The 17871-nt window shown below is 54.5% G+C and carries 17 protein-coding genes; 15 read left to right on the top strand and 2 right to left on the bottom strand.

Annotated features, from left to right (window positions below):
• The first annotated feature begins 21 nt into the window (after positions 1-21).
• From gspM to BLP53_RS12685, 5 genes are all read left to right on the top strand, one after another.
• The gene (gene gspM, locus BLP53_RS12705) at positions 22-747 is read left to right on the top strand and encodes a type II secretion system protein GspM (RefSeq protein ID WP_245652850.1); all 726 of its coding nucleotides are present in this window, start codon (positions 22-24) and stop codon (positions 745-747) included.
• Position 748: 1 nt separating this feature from the next.
• A complete protein-coding gene (locus BLP53_RS12700; RefSeq protein WP_245652848.1) occupies positions 749-1150 on the top strand; it encodes a hypothetical protein in 402 nt (133 codons plus the stop codon).
• A 65-nt stretch (positions 1151-1215) separates the two neighbouring features.
• Positions 1216-2970, top strand: coding sequence for a pilus (MSHA type) biogenesis protein MshL (mshL, locus tag BLP53_RS12695; RefSeq protein WP_091472708.1), 1755 nt, complete (start codon positions 1216-1218; stop codon positions 2968-2970).
• A gap of 8 nt (positions 2971-2978) precedes the next feature.
• Positions 2979-3869 carry an ExeA family protein gene (locus tag BLP53_RS12690; RefSeq protein WP_091472705.1) on the top strand — a complete coding sequence of 297 codons (891 nt, stop codon included), beginning with the start codon at positions 2979-2981 and terminating at the stop codon, positions 3867-3869.
• Positions 3870-3886: 17 nt separating this feature from the next.
• Entirely contained in the window at positions 3887-5110 is a 1224-nt protein-coding gene (locus BLP53_RS12685; RefSeq protein WP_091472703.1) for a tetratricopeptide repeat protein, read from the top strand.
• Positions 5111-5153: 43 nt separating this feature from the next.
• Here the strand turns inward: BLP53_RS12685 and BLP53_RS12680 are convergent, their stop codons facing one another.
• Positions 5154-5849: a ComFC family protein gene (locus BLP53_RS12680; protein ID WP_091472702.1), complete on the bottom strand. Its 696-nt coding sequence runs from the start codon at positions 5847-5849 to the stop codon at positions 5154-5156.
• Positions 5850-5975: 126 nt separating this feature from the next.
• Here BLP53_RS12680 and bioB point away from each other — a divergent pair, with 126 nt between their 5' ends.
• Genes bioB through BLP53_RS12650 form a run of 6 tightly spaced genes read left to right on the top strand, consistent with a single transcriptional unit; the run spans position 5976 to position 11556 of the window.
• The gene (gene bioB, locus BLP53_RS12675; RefSeq protein WP_091472700.1) at positions 5976-7010 is read left to right on the top strand and encodes a biotin synthase BioB; all 1035 of its coding nucleotides are present in this window, start codon (positions 5976-5978) and stop codon (positions 7008-7010) included.
• Positions 7010-8194 carry an 8-amino-7-oxononanoate synthase gene (bioF, locus tag BLP53_RS12670; RefSeq protein ID WP_091472696.1) on the top strand — a complete coding sequence of 395 codons (1185 nt, stop codon included), beginning with the start codon at positions 7010-7012 and terminating at the stop codon, positions 8192-8194. Before bioB ends, bioF begins: the two co-directional genes overlap by 1 nt.
• Positions 8191-8982: a pimeloyl-ACP methyl ester esterase BioH gene (gene bioH / locus BLP53_RS12665; RefSeq protein WP_091472694.1), complete on the top strand. Its 792-nt coding sequence runs from the start codon at positions 8191-8193 to the stop codon at positions 8980-8982. The genes bioF and bioH overlap by 4 nt, the downstream gene beginning before the upstream one ends.
• A complete protein-coding gene (bioC, locus tag BLP53_RS12660) occupies positions 8983-9855 on the top strand; it encodes a malonyl-ACP O-methyltransferase BioC (protein WP_091472692.1) in 873 nt (290 codons plus the stop codon).
• A gap of 3 nt (positions 9856-9858) precedes the next feature.
• Entirely contained in the window at positions 9859-10506 is a 648-nt protein-coding gene (gene bioD / locus BLP53_RS12655; RefSeq protein ID WP_091472689.1) for a dethiobiotin synthase, read from the top strand.
• Positions 10507-11556, top strand: a complete 1050-nt coding sequence (locus BLP53_RS12650; protein ID WP_091472687.1) for a rhomboid family intramembrane serine protease — start codon at positions 10507-10509, stop codon at positions 11554-11556.
• A 30-nt stretch (positions 11557-11586) separates the two neighbouring features.
• Here BLP53_RS12650 and BLP53_RS12645 read toward each other — a convergent pair whose 3' ends face one another.
• Positions 11587-12684: a glycosyltransferase family 4 protein gene (locus tag BLP53_RS12645; protein WP_245652846.1), complete on the bottom strand. Its 1098-nt coding sequence runs from the start codon at positions 12682-12684 to the stop codon at positions 11587-11589.
• A gap of 60 nt (positions 12685-12744) precedes the next feature.
• On the opposite strand from BLP53_RS12645, the gene waaC reads away from it, so the two are divergent.
• The 4 genes from waaC to dnaJ all read left to right on the top strand — a co-directional run bounded on the left by waaC (position 12745) and on the right by dnaJ (position 17671).
• Positions 12745-13764: a lipopolysaccharide heptosyltransferase I gene (gene waaC / locus BLP53_RS12640; RefSeq protein WP_091472683.1), complete on the top strand. Its 1020-nt coding sequence runs from the start codon at positions 12745-12747 to the stop codon at positions 13762-13764.
• 105 nt (positions 13765-13869) lie between these two features.
• Positions 13870-14403, top strand: a complete 534-nt coding sequence (gene grpE / locus BLP53_RS12635; RefSeq protein WP_176755297.1) for a nucleotide exchange factor GrpE — start codon at positions 13870-13872, stop codon at positions 14401-14403.
• 98 nt (positions 14404-14501) lie between these two features.
• On the top strand, positions 14502-16421 hold the full coding sequence (dnaK, locus tag BLP53_RS12630; protein WP_091472680.1) for a molecular chaperone DnaK: 1920 nt from the start codon (positions 14502-14504) through the stop codon (positions 16419-16421).
• A gap of 116 nt (positions 16422-16537) precedes the next feature.
• The gene (gene dnaJ / locus BLP53_RS12625) at positions 16538-17671 is read left to right on the top strand and encodes a molecular chaperone DnaJ (RefSeq protein ID WP_091472679.1); all 1134 of its coding nucleotides are present in this window, start codon (positions 16538-16540) and stop codon (positions 17669-17671) included.
• Positions 17672-17871: the final 200 nt, after the last annotated feature.

Here is a 17871-nt window from a genome sequence, read left to right as displayed (position 1 = left end):
AAGGAAACAATAGAAAGCATAATGCTGATGCGATTTGAACAGTTACACATCCTGAACGGCAAATGGTTGGCGCTCTCGAAGCGGGAGCGCTGGATGATTTTCGGCGCTGGCCTGTTTGCCGTGGTCGGCTTGATGGATACTTTTTTGCTGGAACCGCAACGCGTACAGCTCGCCAATACGCAACAGGAAATCGTCAAGTTGCAGAACGATACCGCAGCGATGACCGAGCAAATGACAACGCTGGCCAGCCAGGCCGCTCCGCAACCGGCGACCAATGGGTTTCAGCGCGAGATTGATGAAGTAAACCAGAAAATCGCCAGCCAGGGTGCTGACCTGGTCAGCATTTCGGCTTATATGGTGCCACCGCAGGAAATGGTGTTATTGCTGAAAAAACTGTTGCAGCAACATAGTGATGTACAAGTGATGGAAATGCAGTCTTTACCTGTGGCTGATTTTATCGAGAAGCAAAGAAAACTGATTCAGGCGCAAACCGCACCAGCTCCAGCCGGAAATACAGACGCTGCAGCGACGGATGCCTGGCAGAACGTGCCGCATGTTTACCAGCATGCAGTCAAAGTCAAACTGAAAGGCAAATACTTCGCATTGATGGATTATGCACAGTCATTGAAAGCGATAGGCCAGCGTGTTGCCTGGGAAAACGCAGAGCTGAAAGCCGAATACCCGGACAGCGAGTTGACCGTTCAGGTGTATACCCTGAGTGGCGAAAATGCATGGTTGGGGATCTAGCATGCGCATATTGATGAAAGCCCTGTTGATAGGATGGCTGGCACAGGCCAATGTGTTTGCCGGGATGGTAGACCCAACCAAACCACCGGCCGCTGTGATGGAGTATTTACCCAATGCGCAAGCACAAGCGGAAAAACCGTGGGAGCTGAGCGCTATCCAGCAGAATGGCCAAGGCGGATTTGCCGTGGTGAACGGCCAGATGGTACAGGTCGGGGAGAGTTACAGCGGATTCAGGCTGGCCTCGATTAAGAACCAGCAAGCGGTATTTGTCAGCAAGGCAGGCGAAAAGAAAGTTGTTGGCCTGGGGTTATCCAGTTATCTCGTGGAGCCTAAGCCGCCAGTCAAGACAACGACAAAAACGAAAATGAAAACGGCCAGGCCTGCTGGCAAAGCAAAGAAATAAGGTAAGCAATACTTGCAGGCTGTGTGGTGTGCGGCCTCAAGATTAAAACAAATAGAGAGACTGTTATGAAAACTTTTGTGAATACGTTGGGTTGGATCATCATCAGTGCCGGATTGGCGGGATGTACAAGCAATCCGTTTGCGCCAAGCAATGTATCCATTAATCCTAAAATGCAGGATGAGTTGGCAAAAGCCGCCGCCCAGGCAAAAGGGCAGACCATGCCACCACCCAAGGAAATCACCGAAGAGCTATTCGAGCCGCTGAAAATTGAGCCACCAAAATCACTGGCCAAACGTGTAGAACCAAGGTTCGACCTGGTGGTAAACAAAGCCCCTGCGGCACAGGTATTGATGGGCATTGTGTCTGGCAGCCCCTACAGCATTGCACTGAGCTCAGAACTGAAAGGCGATATTTCCATTAATTTGAAGGATGTGACGCTGTTTGAGGCGCTCAATGCCTTGCGTGATTTGTACGGCTATGAATACAAAATGAATGGCAAACAGATTTTTGTCGAGCCGCAAACCTTGCAGACACGGGTGTTTCAGGTGAACTACATTACCGGCGCGCGCCGGGGTACTTCCGCGACACGCGTGACCTCCGGTACGGCCAGTGGTTCGGGTGCCGGTGGTGCGGCGGGCGTTGCAGGCCAGGCTGCGGCCATGACTGGTACGGGCGCGGCAACGGGCACTGGCACGGCGGGCACCTCGGGTGCATCCAACCTGCAAGTGTATGCCTCAGATGTGAGTATGCGTACCAATAATGATTTCTGGGATGAAATTGCCGGCTCCCTGAGTGGCCTGATCGGCGAGGAGAACGGACGTAAAGTGGTGATTAACGCCCAGTCGGGGTTGATTATGGTGAAAGCCATGCCTAAAGAAATCCGCCAGGTTGAAAGGTTTTTAAGCCTGATGCAGGTGACCGTGGATCGCCAGGTGATCCTGGAAGCAAAAATTCTGAAAGTGGAGTTGAACAGGGAATCGCAGGCAGGGATCAACTGGTCCTTTTTGAGAAAAGGCGCACGGGATGTGACCTTTGGTAATGTCAACGGCAATACTTCACTGGGGACGACAGGCCCTATCACGAACGGTACGATTTCCAGTTCCGCGCCCGGTTTCCTGGACAATAGTTCCCCGATCTCACTGGGTGGCTCGGCATTTGCAATTGCGGTGCAGGGAGGCAATTTCTCGGCACTACTGAATTTCCTGGAAACGCAAGGCAATGTGGAAGTGCTTTCCAGCCCCAGGATTGCGACGATCAATAACCAGAAAGCGGTCCTTAAAGTCGGTAATGATGCTTTTTACGTGACTAACGTAAAAACCAACGTAACCACTACCACGGGCGGGGCAATTGTGACGCCGGATATCCAGTTGCAGCCCTATTTCTCGGGGATTTCCCTGGATGTGACGCCGCAGATTGATAAAAATGACAACATTATCCTGCATGTCCACCCCTTCGTCAGTGAGGTGACACAGGTCAACAGGACGGTGACCCTGTCTAGCGCCAATGGCGGAACGTATACCATTCCTACTGCGTCTTCCAACATTAACGAAACCGACAGCATTGTACGTACCAGGGACGGTAGCGTGATTGCGATTGGCGGCCTGATGTCGGAAGAGGTCAGTAATGAGCGCACCAAGGTGCCTGGCCTGGGCGATGTAAAGTTCCTGGGGAATTTGTTCCGCCAGAAAGATGAAATCAGTAAGAAAAAGGAACTGGTGATCCTGCTGAAATCAACCGTAGTACGCAGTGGCGATAACTGGGCGCAGGATATGCTGGATAGCCAGGAGCGCATAGAAAAACTGAAGGAAGATAACTTCTAGGAGCTGGCATGTATTTGCAGCACTTTGGCCTGAAAGAGTATCCCTTCACCATTACGCCGGATACCAGCTTTTATTATGCAACACGCAGTTTGCAGGAAGCACTGAATACACTGCTGGTTGCGATTCGGTCAGGAGAAGGCTTTGTCAAGATTACCGGCGAAGTCGGCACCGGTAAAACCCTGTTGTGCCGCCGGTTGCTGAAGGCACTGGAGCCTGGCTGCAAAGTGGCGTTTATTCCCAATCCCTATCTTGATCCGCATGCGTTGCTGATGACACTGGCCACCGAGTTTGGCGTGGCGTTCAAACCGGATTTTACGCATCACGATATGATCGATGCCTTGCATCGCAAACTGCTTACCTATGCTGAGGAAGGTCAGCACGTGGTGGTCTGCCTGGACGAAGTGCAGGCCATGCCGCTGGAGACGCTGGAAGCCTTGCGTTTGCTCAGCAACCTGGAAACTGAAAAGCGAAAATTGATCCAGGTGGTGATTTTCGGCCAGCCCGAACTGGAAGAGCGCATCAATCATCCTTCCATCCGCCAGTTGCGCCAGCGCATCAGTTTTGAGTACCAGTTGAAGGGGTTGCAGTGGTCCGAGTTGGGGTTTTACCTGAACCATCGCATGCACGTGGCCGGCTACCAGGGCGGCATGATTTTCACGCCTGCCAGCATGCGCCTGCTCTATCGCTATGCGAACGGGATTCCCCGGTTGCTGAATATCCTGGCGCATAAATCACTATTGTCCGCTTTTGGCCGAGGGCAGCAGGGCGTGTCTATGGAGGATGTCAAAGCAGCGATTCTGGATACACAGGCCAGTGTGAAGGCACAGCACCGCTGGCTGGGGCATGGATTTAAATGGTGGTTGACGCTGCATGGTGCGTTGGCAGGATTTGGCCGCTAGAAGCATGGGGGAACAGCGTGAGTTTGATTAACCAGGTATTGAAGGATGTGGAAGCACGCCAGGGCGGTAGCGCTGCCGATGGCTGGGCCGGCGCACAGGTTAAGCCGGTCTTGTACCATCCTGAATCCGCTTCCTCTAGCTGGTTGAAGCCTCTATTGTGGGGCATGCTGATACTGGGGCTGGCACTCTGGATCAAGTCTGACTGGCCTGAATGGTCTGTTTATCTTTCCGGAAAACCTGCCACGCCAACGCATCAGCCCGTGGCCCGCACAGTGCCTGCGCCAGTGAAAGCATTACCGCCCACAGTAGAAATCCCGCCGCCGGCTACGCTCGGGCATCAACCATTGGATGCCCAGCCACAACTGACCCGCACCTTGTTTAGCGAGTGGCAGAATACGCGCGCCGAACCTGCCGGCAAACAACAGGATAAGATCGCGCCTGAACCTGCGACACGCCGCCCTTCGGCCAAAGCAGCGACCTTGCCCCAGGTTGAAGGGGAGTTTTCCATCAAGCCTGCCGAAGGCGGTAATCCGGCGACGGTGCTATCTGTCATTGAACCGCCGGCAGACGCGACTGCGCTGGTGAAAAACAAAGAAAATGTTGCATCTTCCGCGCCCGAAGCCAGAGGTGTTGTCAACAAGCAGTTACGCCCGGACCAGGAAGCCAATGTGCTGATTCAACGGGCGGTTGACCATGAGCAGAAGGGGCGCATGAACGAAGCATTGTCTACATTGCGCCAGGCACTGGAACTGTCTCCGTCTTCTGAGAATGCGCGCCAGTTGCTGGCTGCCTATCTGTTTGAGGGAAAACAGGACGCGGAAGCGGTTTCCGTGTTGCAAACGGGGATCAAACGTTACCCGGAACAGGTGGAGCTTGCCAGGTCACTGGCCAAATGGCAGTTGTCGCATGGCCAGCCGGAGGCCGTACTGGCCACATTGAAACCCGTCGCAAACGCGTTGATGCAAGATGCGGAAAGCCAGTGGATGCTGGCTATGGCCAGCCAGCAACTGGGCCAGTACCAGGCAGCACTGCCGTATTTTGAGCGGGCAATCACTTTACGCCCCGGCCAGGCACAAACCATGGTGGCTTATGCGCTTTCCTTACAGGCCAGCGGGCAGAATGCGCAGGCGTTGCAGCAATTGCAACTGGTTCAGAGCCTGGCGTTGAGTGAGCGTATGGCCGAGTTTGTCAGCCAGCGTATCCGCCAGTTGGGTGGTACACCGCAATCACGCAACGAGTAAAATCAACGCCAGTACTTCCCGGCGACCTGGTTCTTCCCTGGTTTCAATCCTCTGTATCTTTTAACGTCCTGGCAAATACCAGTGCCGTCACGCGGCCAGCGCCCGCCTGTTTCAGCACTTGGCTGACGGCGTGCATGCTGGCACCTGTCGTCATCACATCATCGACTACCATGACATGTTTTCCTTGCCACTGTGTGGGGGAGGCAAACGCACCGCGCAAATTGCGAATCCTGGTTTTCATATCCATCCCTGTTTGGGAGGGTGTATCCACGATGCGGGTGCAGCCGTCAATATCCAGCGGAATGCCCAGCGTTTGCTGCAAGTGCCTTGCCAGTTCCAGCGCATGATTAAACCCGCGCTGCCGCAGGCGATGGGCATGCATGGGCATGGCGAGCAGGATATCCGGCCGCATCTGCGTGAGTTGTGGTGGCAGCGATGACAGCATGGATTCCGCCAGCCATTTTCCTATGGCCAGGTGCTGATGATACTTGAACTGATGCAGCAGATGGTCCAGCGGATAGGCATAACGGAAAATTGCCAGCGTGCGATCAAACGCTGGTGGATGTTGCAGGCAGATGCCGCAAGTGGCGTGATGCAAGGTGGGGAGTGCGCATTGCGGGCAGCGTGGCGATGCGTACCAGGGCAGGGCAGTTGCACAAGCCGTACAGAGCGGCCCTTGCGTGATGGAACGTGTATGGCGGGTGGCAGGGGCGTTGCACAAACAGCAGGGCGCGTTCATGGTCAGCCAGTGCCGCAACCATGGCAATGGATTCGAGTGATTAAATTTTAATCTGTTGTAAAATTTTTTCACGTGAACAGGTAAACAACCTATAATTCAGCCCAATTATTATTCATCTTTAATACTATGGAACAGCAAACTTCTTCTAGCGCTTGCAATAGCGAACTTCATACTTCCGTGATTAATATTGATGGCCTGAAAGCCTCGGCCAGCTGCGATCACCGCACGGTTGAACGCTGGAAGGTGGACGATATCATGGCATTGTTTGAGCTGCCATTCAATGACCTGTTGCATAGGGCGCAGCTGGTCCATCGCGAGCACTTTGACCCGAATGCGGTGCAGGTCAGTACCTTGCTGTCGATTAAAACCGGCGGCTGTTCCGAAGATTGCGGCTATTGTCCGCAAGCGGCGCGCTATCACACCGAGGTGGAAAACGAGCCATTGATGAAGCTTGATGATGTGGTTGCAGCAGCCAGGGCAGCCAAAGAAAGCGGCGCGAGTCGCTTCTGTATGGGTGCAGCCTGGCGCGGCCCGAAACAGCGTGATCTTGAGCCTGTGCTGAAGATGATTTCTGAAGTCAAAGCCATGGGTCTGCAAACCTGTGCCACTTTGGGTATGTTGAAAGATGGTCAGGCAGAGCAGTTAAAAGACGCGGGCCTGGATTATTACAATCATAATCTGGATACAGCCCCTGAATATTACGGTGATGTGATCAGCACCCGTACTTATCAGGACCGTCTGGATACTCTGGATCGCGTACGTAGCGTGGATATCAATGTCTGCTCCGGCGGCATTATCGGCATGGGTGAGAACCGTGCCCAGCGTGCCGGTTTGCTGGCGCAACTGGCCAATATGGAACAACCGCCTGAGAGCGTGCCTATCAACCTGCTGACCCAAGTGGAAGGTACGCCATTGCATGGTACTGATCCGCTGGATCCGCTCGAGTTTGTGCGTACGATTGCCGCAGCACGTATCACCATGCCTGACAGTTTTGTGCGGTTGTCTGCAGGCCGTCAGAGCATGGGTGAAGCCGTGCAGGCACTATGCTTCCTGGCTGGGGCCAACAGTATTTTCTACGGTGAAAAATTGCTGACCACCGGTAATCCTGAAGCCGAAGACGATAATAAGCTGTTTGCCAAACTGGGCCTGAAGAAAATCTGATGAGCGGTTTGCTGGATTATTTGCAGGCCGACCTGGAGAAGCGGCAAGCACTGGGCCTGATGCGCCAGCGCCGTTTGCTGGATTCGCCGCAGGCAGAGCATATTACCGCCAATGGCCAGGCGTTTTTATCGTTTTGCAGTAATGACTATCTGGGTCTGGCCAATGATGGTGCGCTGGTGGCCGCGCTGCAAGCGGCTGCGGCAGAAGCTGGCGTTGGCAGTGGTGCCTCCAACCTGATTACTGGCCATCACCGTTATCACGACCAACTGGAGCAGGCGCTGGCCGCTTTTGTTGGCAAACCGGCGGCCTTGCTGTTCTCCACTGGCTATATGGCCAATATTGGCGTCATCAGTGCCTTGATGGGCCGTGACGATGCCGTGTTTTCCGATAAGCTTAACCATGCCTGCCTCAATGATGGTGCATTCCTGTCACGTGCCACGCATCATCGTTTTCCGCACAATGATGTGGCGACGCTGGAAAAATTACTGCAAGCCAGCACGGCGCGCCATAAACTGGTGACCGCCGATGCCGTGTTCAGCATGGATGGCGATATTGCGCCACTGGCCGCTTACCTGGAACTCTGCGAACGCTATGATGCCTATCTTTATGTGGATGACGCGCATGGTTTTGGCGTGCTGGGCCCGCAAGGCCGCGGTTCGCTCAAGCACCTGGGCTTGCAGTCACCACGCCTGATCATGATGGGGACGCTGGGCAAGGCGGCGGGCGTGGCCGGGGCCTTTGTCGCAGGTGAAAAAATTGTGGTGGACTACCTGATCCAGTACGCCAATAGCTATATCTATACCACGCCAGCACCACCGCCGCTGTCGGCAGCATTGCTGGCCTCGGTAAAGGAAATCGAACACGGCGATGCACGAAGAAAGCAATTGTTTGACATGATTGCCTTGCTTAAAAGTGAGCTGTCACTGACACGCTGGCATTTGCTCCCTTCTGAGACTGCCATTCAGCCATTGATCGTGGGCGATAATCATGAAGCACTGGCATTGAGCCAATACCTGCAAAAACATGGCATCCTGGTGCCTGCCATCCGCCCGCCCACCGTGCCTGCGAATACCTCACGGTTGCGTATTTCACTGTCGGCTGCGCATAGCGAGGCGGACGTACGGGCATTGATTGCGGCATTACACGCGGCAGAACGCGAAATTCCGGCTGGGACGCAGGCATGAGTTGCTTTATCGAAATCATGGGGCAGGGCAAGCCATTAGTCATGCTGCATGGCTGGGGGATGAATAGTGCTGTCTGGGAGCGCGTGGTCAAGCGCCTGTCAGCCAACTATCGTTTGTTCCTGGTCGATTTACCCGGCATGGGCCAAAGCCGGGCCATTTACCCCTACCACTTGCACAGCGTGGCTGAAGCGGTGGCGGAAGAAATTCCCGGTGTGTCTACAATACTGGGCTGGTCACTGGGTGGCCTGGTGGCGCAGCAGATTGCCCTTAACCAGCCGGACCGTGTGGAAAAACTGATTCTGGTGGGAACCAATCCTTGTTTTGTCAGCAAGCCTGGTTGGCCACACGGGATTGCTGCGCGGCATTTCGAACAGTTCAATCAGCGCTTCGAGCAGGATTTCACTGCCACTTTGCTGAACTTCCTCACCTTGCAGTGCATGCATGCCAAGGATGCACGCAGTACCGTGCGCCAGTTACGCACGGCATTTGCGGCCAAGCCGACGCCAACGCAAGAGAATCTGAACCAGGCGCTGGATATCCTGTTGCAGACCGATTTGCGTGAAGAAGCCGGCCGCTTGTTCCAGCCAACCCTGCTGATTCACGGTGACCGCGATACGCTGGCACCAGTATCTGCAGCACACTGGTTGTCGCTGCATTTGCAGCGTGCGCAGCTGCGCGTGATTGCCGGTGCGGCGCATGCGCCGTTCCTGTCGCATGCTGATGCGTTCTGCGAAGCAGTGGACGCGTTCATGGCCGATGAGGCAAGCGCCGGGCCTGCGGAGAACTAGATGCAGGATGAGTACCAGATCGACAAGTCGCGCATGCGGCAGTCGTTTCATCGCGCCGCCAAACAGTATGATGCGGCCGCCATTTTGCAGCGCCAGGTCCGTGAAGAAATGCTCAGTCGGCTCGATGTCGTCAAACTGGATCCGGAGGTGATTCTGGATGCCGGTTGTGGCACCGGACACGGATTGAGCGCCTTGCTCAAGCACTTCAAACAGGCACAGGGTATCGCGCTGGATATTGCCGAAGGCATGCTGGTGCGCAGCCGTACCTTATTCCCTCGCTATAAATTCTGGCAGGCCAGCCCACGTTTTGTCTGTGCCGATATTGAGTCGCTGCCCCTGGCGACCGCCAGTGTCGATATGGTGTGGTCCAACCTGGCCATGCAGTGGTGTAATGACCTGGATGCTGCCTTGCAAGAGTTCCGTCGCGTATTACGTCCCAACGGTTTGCTGATGTTTGCTACCCTGGGGCCGGATACGCTTCGGGAGTTGCGTGCCGCCTCTGGCGCCGGGCATACCCATGTCAGCCGGTTTATTGATATGCATGATATTGGCGATGCGTTGACGCGTGCCGGTTTCAGTGCGCCCGTGCTGGATGTGATGCACTATACGCTGACCTACGAGTCGGTGGAATCAGTGATGCGCGACCTTAAAGCTATCGGCGCGCATAATGCGACAGTCGGACGCGCCAAGGGCTTGAGTGGAAAAGGGTTTTTGCAGCAGTTGCGGCAAGGTTATGAGACGTTCCGCCATGACGGTAAATTGCCGGCGACCTATGAAGTGGTGTTTGTACATGCCTGGACCGGCAGCCAGCCTTATACGGCACCGGGTACCAGTCCGGTACAGTTTATGCCGCGCAAGGACAGCCAGCGGTAACCTATGCGCACGCTGCCACGACATTTTTTTGTGACCGGCACCGATACCGGGGTTGGCAAAACCACGGTGACCGTACGCCTGATGCAGCAACTGGTGGCACAGGGGTTGACCGTGATTGGCATGAAACCGGTCGCATCGGGTTGTGAATGGCTGGCTGGCCGCTGGCAGAATGATGATGTACGGCAATTGACCGCAGCTTCCAATGTGTCGGCGCCGCCTGAACTGATTAACCCCTATTGTTTCGAACCAGCCATTGCGCCGCATATCGCAGCAGCGCAAGCCGGTATAGAAATTGAACTGGATGTGATCCAGACGGCTTATGCGCAACTGGCTGCGATGGCCGATGTCGTGATTGTGGAAGGCGCCGGCGGCTTGCTGGTGCCGTTGAACAGCCGGCAGCAAACCATCGCCGATTTGATCCAGGCACTGAATCTGCCAGCGCTGGTGGTCGTCGGCATGCGGCTGGGTTGCATTAATCATGCCTTGCTGACCGCCGAAGCGCTCAGGCAACGAGACATAAATTGTTGTGGCTGGGTGGCGAACAGTATGGATCCGCAGATGTCACACCCACAGGAAAACCTGCAGACCCTGATTGCCGGTTTGCAGCAGCCTCCATTACTGGAGCTGCCTTTTCAGGAGCCACTGACCTAGATGTCGTCATCACCACCCAACCGCAACCTCTTGCGCGCAACCGTGCCACCCGTCACTAAAGGGTTAATCGCATTGAATGTACTGGTGTTCGTGGTCATGTGGTGGAATGGGGCTGGTTTCTGGCATTCGTCGAATATCGTGCAACTGGCCTGGGGTGCCAACTTCGCCCCGGCAACTGCGGATGGCCAGTGGTGGCGACTAGGTTCGGCCATGTTCCTGCATTTTGGCATCTTGCATCTGGGTATGAATATGCTGGCGTTATGGGATGGTGGCAAACTGGTGGAGCGCATGTTTGGCGCCTTGCGTTTCCTGCTTATTTACCTGGTCAGTGGTGTGTCCGGCAATTTGTTGTCGCTGGTGATACAAGGTAACCAGGCCGTGTCTGGGGGGGCATCCGGCGCTATTTTCGGGATCTATGGTGCGTTGCTGGTGTATGTCTGGTTTGACCGGCATCGCATGCATACCCAGGCATTTCGCTGGTTATTCTGGGGCGCGCTGCTGTTTTCTGCCCTGACGATCCTGATGGGCTATATGGTGCCTGGGATTGATAACTCCGCGCATATCGGTGGCTTTGTGACAGGCATGGTCATGGCGCTACTGCTGTTCCCGGCAGTTAATTTGTCCGGTAAACCATTCGTGGCGACGCAGTGGGCGGCTGGGCTTACATGGTTGATAGCGCTGTTTGTATTGCTGACCCATTTACCGGTGCCCAAATATCGCTGGCATGACGAATTGGCCATCCAGCAACAAGTACAGCGACTGCATCTGGTGGATCAGCAGGCCCAGCGCAACTGGCAGCAGATTATGCTGGCAGGCCGTGAAGGCAGTGCCAGCTTTGATGAGCTGGCTGCGCAAATGGATGCGCAGGTGGCTACCCCTTACGCGCAGAGCTTTGAAGCCTTGTCTGCCTTGCCGGATAACCCGCAACTCCCTTCGGCCGCATTGCTGGCGCAGGCCAGGACGTATGCCCTGAAGCGTAGCGAGGCAGGCAAAGCCGCGGCAGATAAATTGCGTAGAGTGCCGTTTATGCCTGGCCGACCACCAGAATAAAATACAAACACCCGCAGATCACCCGCTACCTTAGGCGGTTTGGGCGATGCGGGCTTTTTTCTGCCGGGCCAGGCGAATCAATATCTTGGCTTCCGCACTCCCGTCGTTTTCCTGCATCAGTTGCTGTGCCTTTTGCCATCCGTTTTTCCCCCACTCCGCATTTGCAGCGGCGTCATTGAGGCGCATGGTTTGGAACAAGACATTGAATTGTGCCTGGTCATACGGGGAGTGGCAGACAATGCCGGCATTGGCTTCATCCACATAATGGGCATAACCACAGGTGTCGGTCACCAGCATGGGCGTGCCACAGGCCATGCCTTCCAGGATGACCAGGCCGGTATTTTCGCGGCGTGCCGGGTGTATGCAGATATCTGCACCCTGCATTAATTGCGGAATATCTGTGCGACCTTTGGAGATGATAACATGATCCGTCACCCCCAGCTTTGCTGCCAGTTTTTCAAAATCATGCGGATTATCCTGCCCCACCGCGATTATGCGGGTATTCGCCAATATGTCGGGCGGAAGGGCTGCCAGCGCGATAATCGCGCGATCCAGCCCTTTCATGTGAAATCCCGAGCCGGTGAGCATATAAACAAAATCATCCGCCCCGAACTGGAATGCCTGTCGCAGGTAAGCGCGCATGCCGGTACGATCCTGAGACTGGAAGCGCTCGGCAGACAGGAAGGGGGGAATGTAATGAAACCGTGTATCCTGCGTGCCATACCAGTGTTGAAAAACGGGCTTCTCCGTGAGGGCGACCATCAGGATCTCCGTCCTGGATTCGGCTGAGAAAATCACTTGTTCGCAAGAGGCGAACCACTTGAAGCGCGGCAGCAAGCGATACCAGAAATTACGTTGTTTATGCGCACGCTCAATAAAACAAGGGTCTGCCGCAAAATGTGCATCCAGCCCAGCCATGCGGTTGTAGCCGACGACATAATCAAATGGGTGCTGGCGCATGTGCGCAAAGGCCGCATCAATAAACTTTTGATAGCGCTGGTAATTTAGCCAGCCACGTTGTGGCAGCAGGTGCACCCGAATGCCTGGCGGTGTTTCTCCCTGCCAGGACATGGCAAACACTTCAACTTCGTGGCCATGCCTGGCCAGTTGCTGGGCGGTACGCAACATATCACGCTGCATGCCACCAAATGGAAAATATTTGAATATCAAAAAGGCAAACTTCATGCGATGGCATTGTATGCGAAAATAGCGCCCATGAAACGCATCCTGATAGTCAAAACCACCTCCATGGGCGACGTGATTCACGCCCTGCCTGTTGTTGAGGACATTCTGCACCATTTTCCCGCTGTGCAGATCGACTGGCTGGTAGAGGAAAGTTTTGCCGATATTCCCCGCCTGCATCCACGCGTCCAGCAGGTGTTTACAGTCGCAGCCCGCCGCTGGCGCAAACAGTGGTGGCGCTGCCAGACCTGGCGCGAAATTTTCGCCGTGAAGCGGGCGGTGGCACGGCAGGCTTATGATGCCGTGCTGGATTTGCAGGGGCTGGTCAAAAGTGCAGTGATGGCGACCTGGGCACATGGCCCCCGTCATGGCTATGACAAACATTCCATCCGCGAGCCGCTGGCCAGCCGTTTTTACCACCACTGCTATGCGATTACTTACCGCCAGCATGCGGTGATCCGCATGCGCACCCTGGCGGCGCTCAGCCTGGGGTATGCCATCTCGCAGGATTCACCGGATTACGGTTTACAGGGCGGCCAGCGGATAGCGGCCGTCGTGTCTGAAACCTTGCAGCTACCCTCCCGGTGCTGGATGGCATTGCACGCTACCAGCCGTGACAGCAAACTGTGGCCGGAACATCACTGGGTAGCATTAGGCCAGCATTATGCGCAACAGGGCCTGGCCATGCTGTTGCCATGGGCTTCGGCAGCAGAACAGGTACGGGCCGAACGCATTGCGCTGCAGGTGCCGCAAGCGCAGGTATTGCCCAAATTACACCTGCAACAGTTAGCCAAAATCATGCCGCAAGCGCGGTTTGCGGTTGGCGTCGATACCGGGCTTTCGCATCTGGCCGCCGCGCTGGATATCCCGGTGGTGGCGTTGTATACCGATACCGATCCCGGGCTGACCGGCGTGGCTGGCGGGCGTTTTGCTGCGGCGATCAATTTGGGCGGTAAGCAGCAAGTGCCGGAGGTTTCGGCAGTCCTGGCGGCAGTGAGTAAAGTCGCCCCGCATGCTATTTCGTAGCGTGTAATTTGTCACAAATCGCTTCTTTGCCCTTGAAATCAGTAGGGTCATCCCCATGTTGATGTAATCGTGAAATGAAAAGTGTTGAATTCATAGGGGAATAGCATGCAAGAACCGCAAACATCTATAGATGAAATGCCAAACGAACCAGTGGCCAGTGAGGCAAACCCGGCGCAAACAGCAGATGGCCATGAGGCGCGTATCACCGAGCTGGAAGCTGCGCTGGAAGAAGCCAAGGCGCAAGTGCTGTATGTGAAAGCGGAAGGCGAGAACATTCGCCGTCGCGCGACTGAAGATATTGATAAGGCACGTAAATTTGCGCTGGAAAAGTTCACCGGTGAATTGCTGGCCGTGAAAGATAGCCTGGACGCAGCATTGGCGGTGGAAAACGCGGATGTGACCAGTTACAAGAATGGCGTGGAGTTGACCGCGAAACAGTTGCTGAGTGTGTTCGAGAAATTCAATATCGCTGAAATCAACCCGATCGGTGACAAGTTTGACCCTAACAAGCACCAGGCCATCAGCATGGTGCCGGCCGAAGGCGAGCCGAATACGGTGTTGAGCGTGCTGCAAAAAGGTTACAGCCTGAATGAGCGCGTGTTGCGTCCTGCCCTGGTCACTGTCATCCAGGCAAAATAATCTGTAACCACATTTGAAATAGGGGCTTGAAATCTGTTCAGGTATCCCAATTATTAGAACATCGGTATTGAGATCAACGAATTTAAGGATTGAATAATATGGCAAAAATCATTGGTATTGACTTGGGTACTACCAACTCCTGCGTGGCCGTGATGGAAGGCGGCAAACCTCGCGTGATTGAAAACGCGGAGGGTGCACGTACCACCCCTTCTATCATCGCTTATCAGGAAGATGGCGAAATTCTGGTGGGTGCGCCGGCCAAACGCCAGGCAGTGACCAACCCGAAAAATACTTTGTTTGCGGTGAAGCGCCTGATTGGTCGTCGTTTTGACGAAAAAGAAGTGCAAAAAGACATCGACCTGATGCCTTACACCATTACCAAAGCGGACAACGGCGATGCATGGGTGGAAGTGCGCGACAAGAAACAGGCCCCCCCACAAATCTCTGCCGAAGTATTGCGCAAGATGAAGAAAACCGCCGAAGATTACCTCGGTGAAGAAGTGACTGAAGCGGTGATTACCGTGCCTGCCTACTTTAACGACAGCCAGCGTCAGGCAACTAAAGATGCAGGCCGTATCGCGGGCTTGGAAGTGAAGCGTATCATTAACGAGCCTACTGCTGCAGCGTTGGCGTTCGGTTTGGACAAACAGGAAGGTGACCGCAAGATTGCGGTATATGACCTGGGTGGTGGTACCTTCGATATTTCCATTATCGAAATTACCGAAATCGACGGCGAGCACCAGTTCGAAGTGTTGTCTACCAACGGTGACACCTTCCTCGGTGGTGAAGACTTCGATAACCGCATCATTGATTTCCTGGCAGATGAGTTCAAGAAAGAAAATGGGCTGGACCTGCGCAATGACTTGCTGGCAAAACAGCGCCTGAAAGAAGCCGCTGAAAAAGCCAAGATCGAGTTGTCCGGTGCCCAGCAGACTGAAGTCAACCTGCCATACATCACGGCAGATGCGACCGGTCCCAAGCACTTGGTGGTGAAAATTACCCGTGCCAAACTGGAGTCCCTGGTAGAAGACCTGATCGAACGCACGATCACGCCTTGCAAAACCGCATTGAAAGATGCTGGCGTGTCTCCTTCTGACATCTCCGACGTGATCCTGGTCGGTGGCCAGAGCCGTATGCCAAAAGTACAGGAGAAAGTGAAAGAGATCTTCGGCAAGGACCCACGTAAAGACGTGAACCCGGACGAAGCGGTTGCCGTAGGTGCTGCGATCCAGGGTGGCGTATTGAAGGGTGACGTGAAAGACGTGTTGCTGCTGGATGTGACTCCATTGTCCCTGGGTATCGAGACGCTGGGCAGCGTGATGACCAAGCTGATCAAGAAGAACACCACGATCCCGACCAAGGCTTCGCAAGTGTTTTCGACTGCGGACGATAACCAGAACGCCGTGACTATCCACGTGTTGCAAGGCGAGCGTGAAATGGCATCTGGCAACAAGAGCCTGGGCCAGTTTAACCTGAGTGATATTCCACCGGCACCACGTGGCATGCCACAGATTGAAGTGACGTTTGACATCGATGCCAATGGTATTCTGCACGTATCTGCCAAAGACAAGGCGACTGGCAAGGAAAACAAAATCACCATCAAGGCCAACTCAGGTTTGTCTGAAGAAGAAATTCAGCGCATGGAAGAAGATGCGGCTAAATATGCTGACGAAGACAAGAAACTGCGTGAACTGGTAGATGCGCGTAACCAGGCGGACAGCGTGTTGCACAGCGTGAAGAAATCGCTGGCTGAGCATGGCGACAAGATCGACGCGGATGAGAAAGCCAGGATCGAGGAAGCCATTAAAGAGCTGGAAGCGGTGGCCAAGGATGGCGACGATAAAGAAGTGATCGAAGCCAAAACCAATGCCGTGATGGAAGCTTCCCAGAAACTGGGTGAAAAAGTCTACGCCGAGCAACAGGCAGAGGCCAATACCGAAAGCGCCCAGGCTGATGGTGAAAAAACGGTGGAAGGCGATGTGGTCGATGCCGAGTTTGAAGAAGTGAAGAAGGACTAAGCTAGAAAACGGCGGGCAGGAGATGCCCGCTCTTTTTCCAATTATGCCGGCAAACACACTACGCTGATCGCGGGTGTGTTTGTCTTTATGACACAGGTGCATTAAACGGAATAACTATGGCAGCTGCAAAAAAAGATTATTACGAAGTGTTGGGAGTGAACCGCGACGCCAGTGATGAGGAAATTAAAAAATCCTTTAAAAAACTGGCGATGAAATACCATCCTGACCGCAACCCGGATAACCCCAAAGCGGAAGAAAGCTTCAAGGAGGCCAAAGAGGCGTACGAAATCCTCAGTGATGAGCAAAAACGTGCCGCTTACGATCAGTATGGCCACGCCGGCGTTGACCCAAGCATGGGTGGCGGCAATGGTTTCGGCGGCTTTAACGCGGGTAATTTCAGTGATGCGTTTGGGGATATCTTCGGTGATATTTTCGGTGGTGGTGGCCGCAGCCAGCGTTCGAATGTCTATCGCGGCGCTGACTTGCGCTATAACCTCGAAATCTCGCTGGAAGATGCCGCCAGAGGCACGGAAACCAAGATTCGCATTCCGGTGCAGTCGACCTGCGAAACCTGCCATGGGTCGGGGGCACGCCCGGGCACATCCCCTGTCACCTGCACCACTTGTAATGGTCACGGCCAGGTGCGTATGCAACAGGGCTTTTTCTCTGTACAGCAAACCTGCCCGAAATGTCACGGTACCGGCAAGATGGTGAAAGAGCCATGCCCGACCTGCCATGGTGGCGGCCGTATCAAGCAGAACAAAACCCTGAATGTCAAAATCCCGGCCGGCGTGGATGAAGGTGACCGCATCCGCTTGAGTGGTGAAGGCGAGGCCGGGGTCAACGGTGGCCCAACGGGGGATCTGTATGTCGTCGTGCACCTAAAAGAGCACGCGATTTTCCAGCGCGATGGCGGCAACCTGCATTGTGAAATGCCGATCAGCTTCAGTACTGCAGCCCTGGGCGGGGAGATTGAGGTGCCTACCCTGGATGGTGCGGCCAAAATGAAAATCCCGGCTGAAACCCAAACGGGTAGCGTGTTCCGCCTGCGTGGCAAGGGTATCAAGCCGCTGCGCTCCAGCGAGCATGGCGACTTGATGGTGCACGTGGTGGTTGAAACACCGGTACGCCTGACAGAAAAGCAGAAAGAACTATTGCGTGAGTTTGAAAGCAGCACGCAGGCCGATGCCGGTAAACACAGCCCCAAAAATAAAAGCTGGGTAGACAAGGCGCGTGACTTTTTCAGCTAGTCCCGTTTATCGCAAGCTATCTTCCCCGGGTATGCTGGCAGGCTGAATCCTGCTAACATACCCGCACCCTTCACCGTTTACCTTAAACGGTCAGCACCTGCAGCTTTTCTGAAGTGGTTACAATTTAATAACAATTAAATTTTGACTTTTACAATTCAGTTACAGCTCGGTCAAATTACTGCAATAACTCCCCTCTATAC

It is taken from the genome of Methylophilus rhizosphaerae, from assembly GCF_900100975.1.
Classification (GTDB): Bacteria; Pseudomonadota; Gammaproteobacteria; order Burkholderiales; family Methylophilaceae; genus Methylophilus; species Methylophilus rhizosphaerae.
This window is presented reverse-complemented; position numbering and strand designations above follow the sequence as displayed.

What these genes read in the sequence shown, in the direction of transcription:
- gspM (WP_245652850.1), top strand. Translation starts at nt 22, where the DNA reads ATGCTGATGCGATTTGAACAGTTACACATCCTGAACGGCAAATGGTTG.
- BLP53_RS12700 (WP_245652848.1), top strand. Translation starts at nt 749, where the DNA reads ATGCGCATATTGATGAAAGCCCTGTTGATAGGATGGCTGGCACAGGCC.
- mshL (WP_091472708.1), top strand. Translation starts at nt 1,216, where the DNA reads ATGAAAACTTTTGTGAATACGTTGGGTTGGATCATCATCAGTGCCGGA.
- BLP53_RS12690 (WP_091472705.1), top strand. Translation starts at nt 2,979, where the DNA reads ATGTATTTGCAGCACTTTGGCCTGAAAGAGTATCCCTTCACCATTACG.
- BLP53_RS12680 (WP_091472702.1), bottom strand. Translation starts at nt 5,849, where the DNA reads ATGAACGCGCCCTGCTGTTTGTGCAACGCCCCTGCCACCCGCCATACA.
- bioB (WP_091472700.1), top strand. Translation starts at nt 5,976, where the DNA reads ATGGAACAGCAAACTTCTTCTAGCGCTTGCAATAGCGAACTTCATACT.
- bioF (WP_091472696.1), top strand. Translation starts at nt 7,010, where the DNA reads ATGAGCGGTTTGCTGGATTATTTGCAGGCCGACCTGGAGAAGCGGCAA.
- bioH (WP_091472694.1), top strand. Translation starts at nt 8,191, where the DNA reads ATGAGTTGCTTTATCGAAATCATGGGGCAGGGCAAGCCATTAGTCATG.
- bioC (WP_091472692.1), top strand. Translation starts at nt 8,983, where the DNA reads ATGCAGGATGAGTACCAGATCGACAAGTCGCGCATGCGGCAGTCGTTT.
- bioD (WP_091472689.1), top strand. Translation starts at nt 9,859, where the DNA reads ATGCGCACGCTGCCACGACATTTTTTTGTGACCGGCACCGATACCGGG.
- BLP53_RS12650 (WP_091472687.1), top strand. Translation starts at nt 10,507, where the DNA reads ATGTCGTCATCACCACCCAACCGCAACCTCTTGCGCGCAACCGTGCCA.
- BLP53_RS12645 (WP_245652846.1), bottom strand. Translation starts at nt 12,684, where the DNA reads ATGTTGCGTACCGCCCAGCAACTGGCCAGGCATGGCCACGAAGTTGAA.
- waaC (WP_091472683.1), top strand. Translation starts at nt 12,745, where the DNA reads ATGGCATTGTATGCGAAAATAGCGCCCATGAAACGCATCCTGATAGTC.
- grpE (WP_176755297.1), top strand. Translation starts at nt 13,870, where the DNA reads ATGCAAGAACCGCAAACATCTATAGATGAAATGCCAAACGAACCAGTG.
- dnaK (WP_091472680.1), top strand. Translation starts at nt 14,502, where the DNA reads ATGGCAAAAATCATTGGTATTGACTTGGGTACTACCAACTCCTGCGTG.
- dnaJ (WP_091472679.1), top strand. Translation starts at nt 16,538, where the DNA reads ATGGCAGCTGCAAAAAAAGATTATTACGAAGTGTTGGGAGTGAACCGC.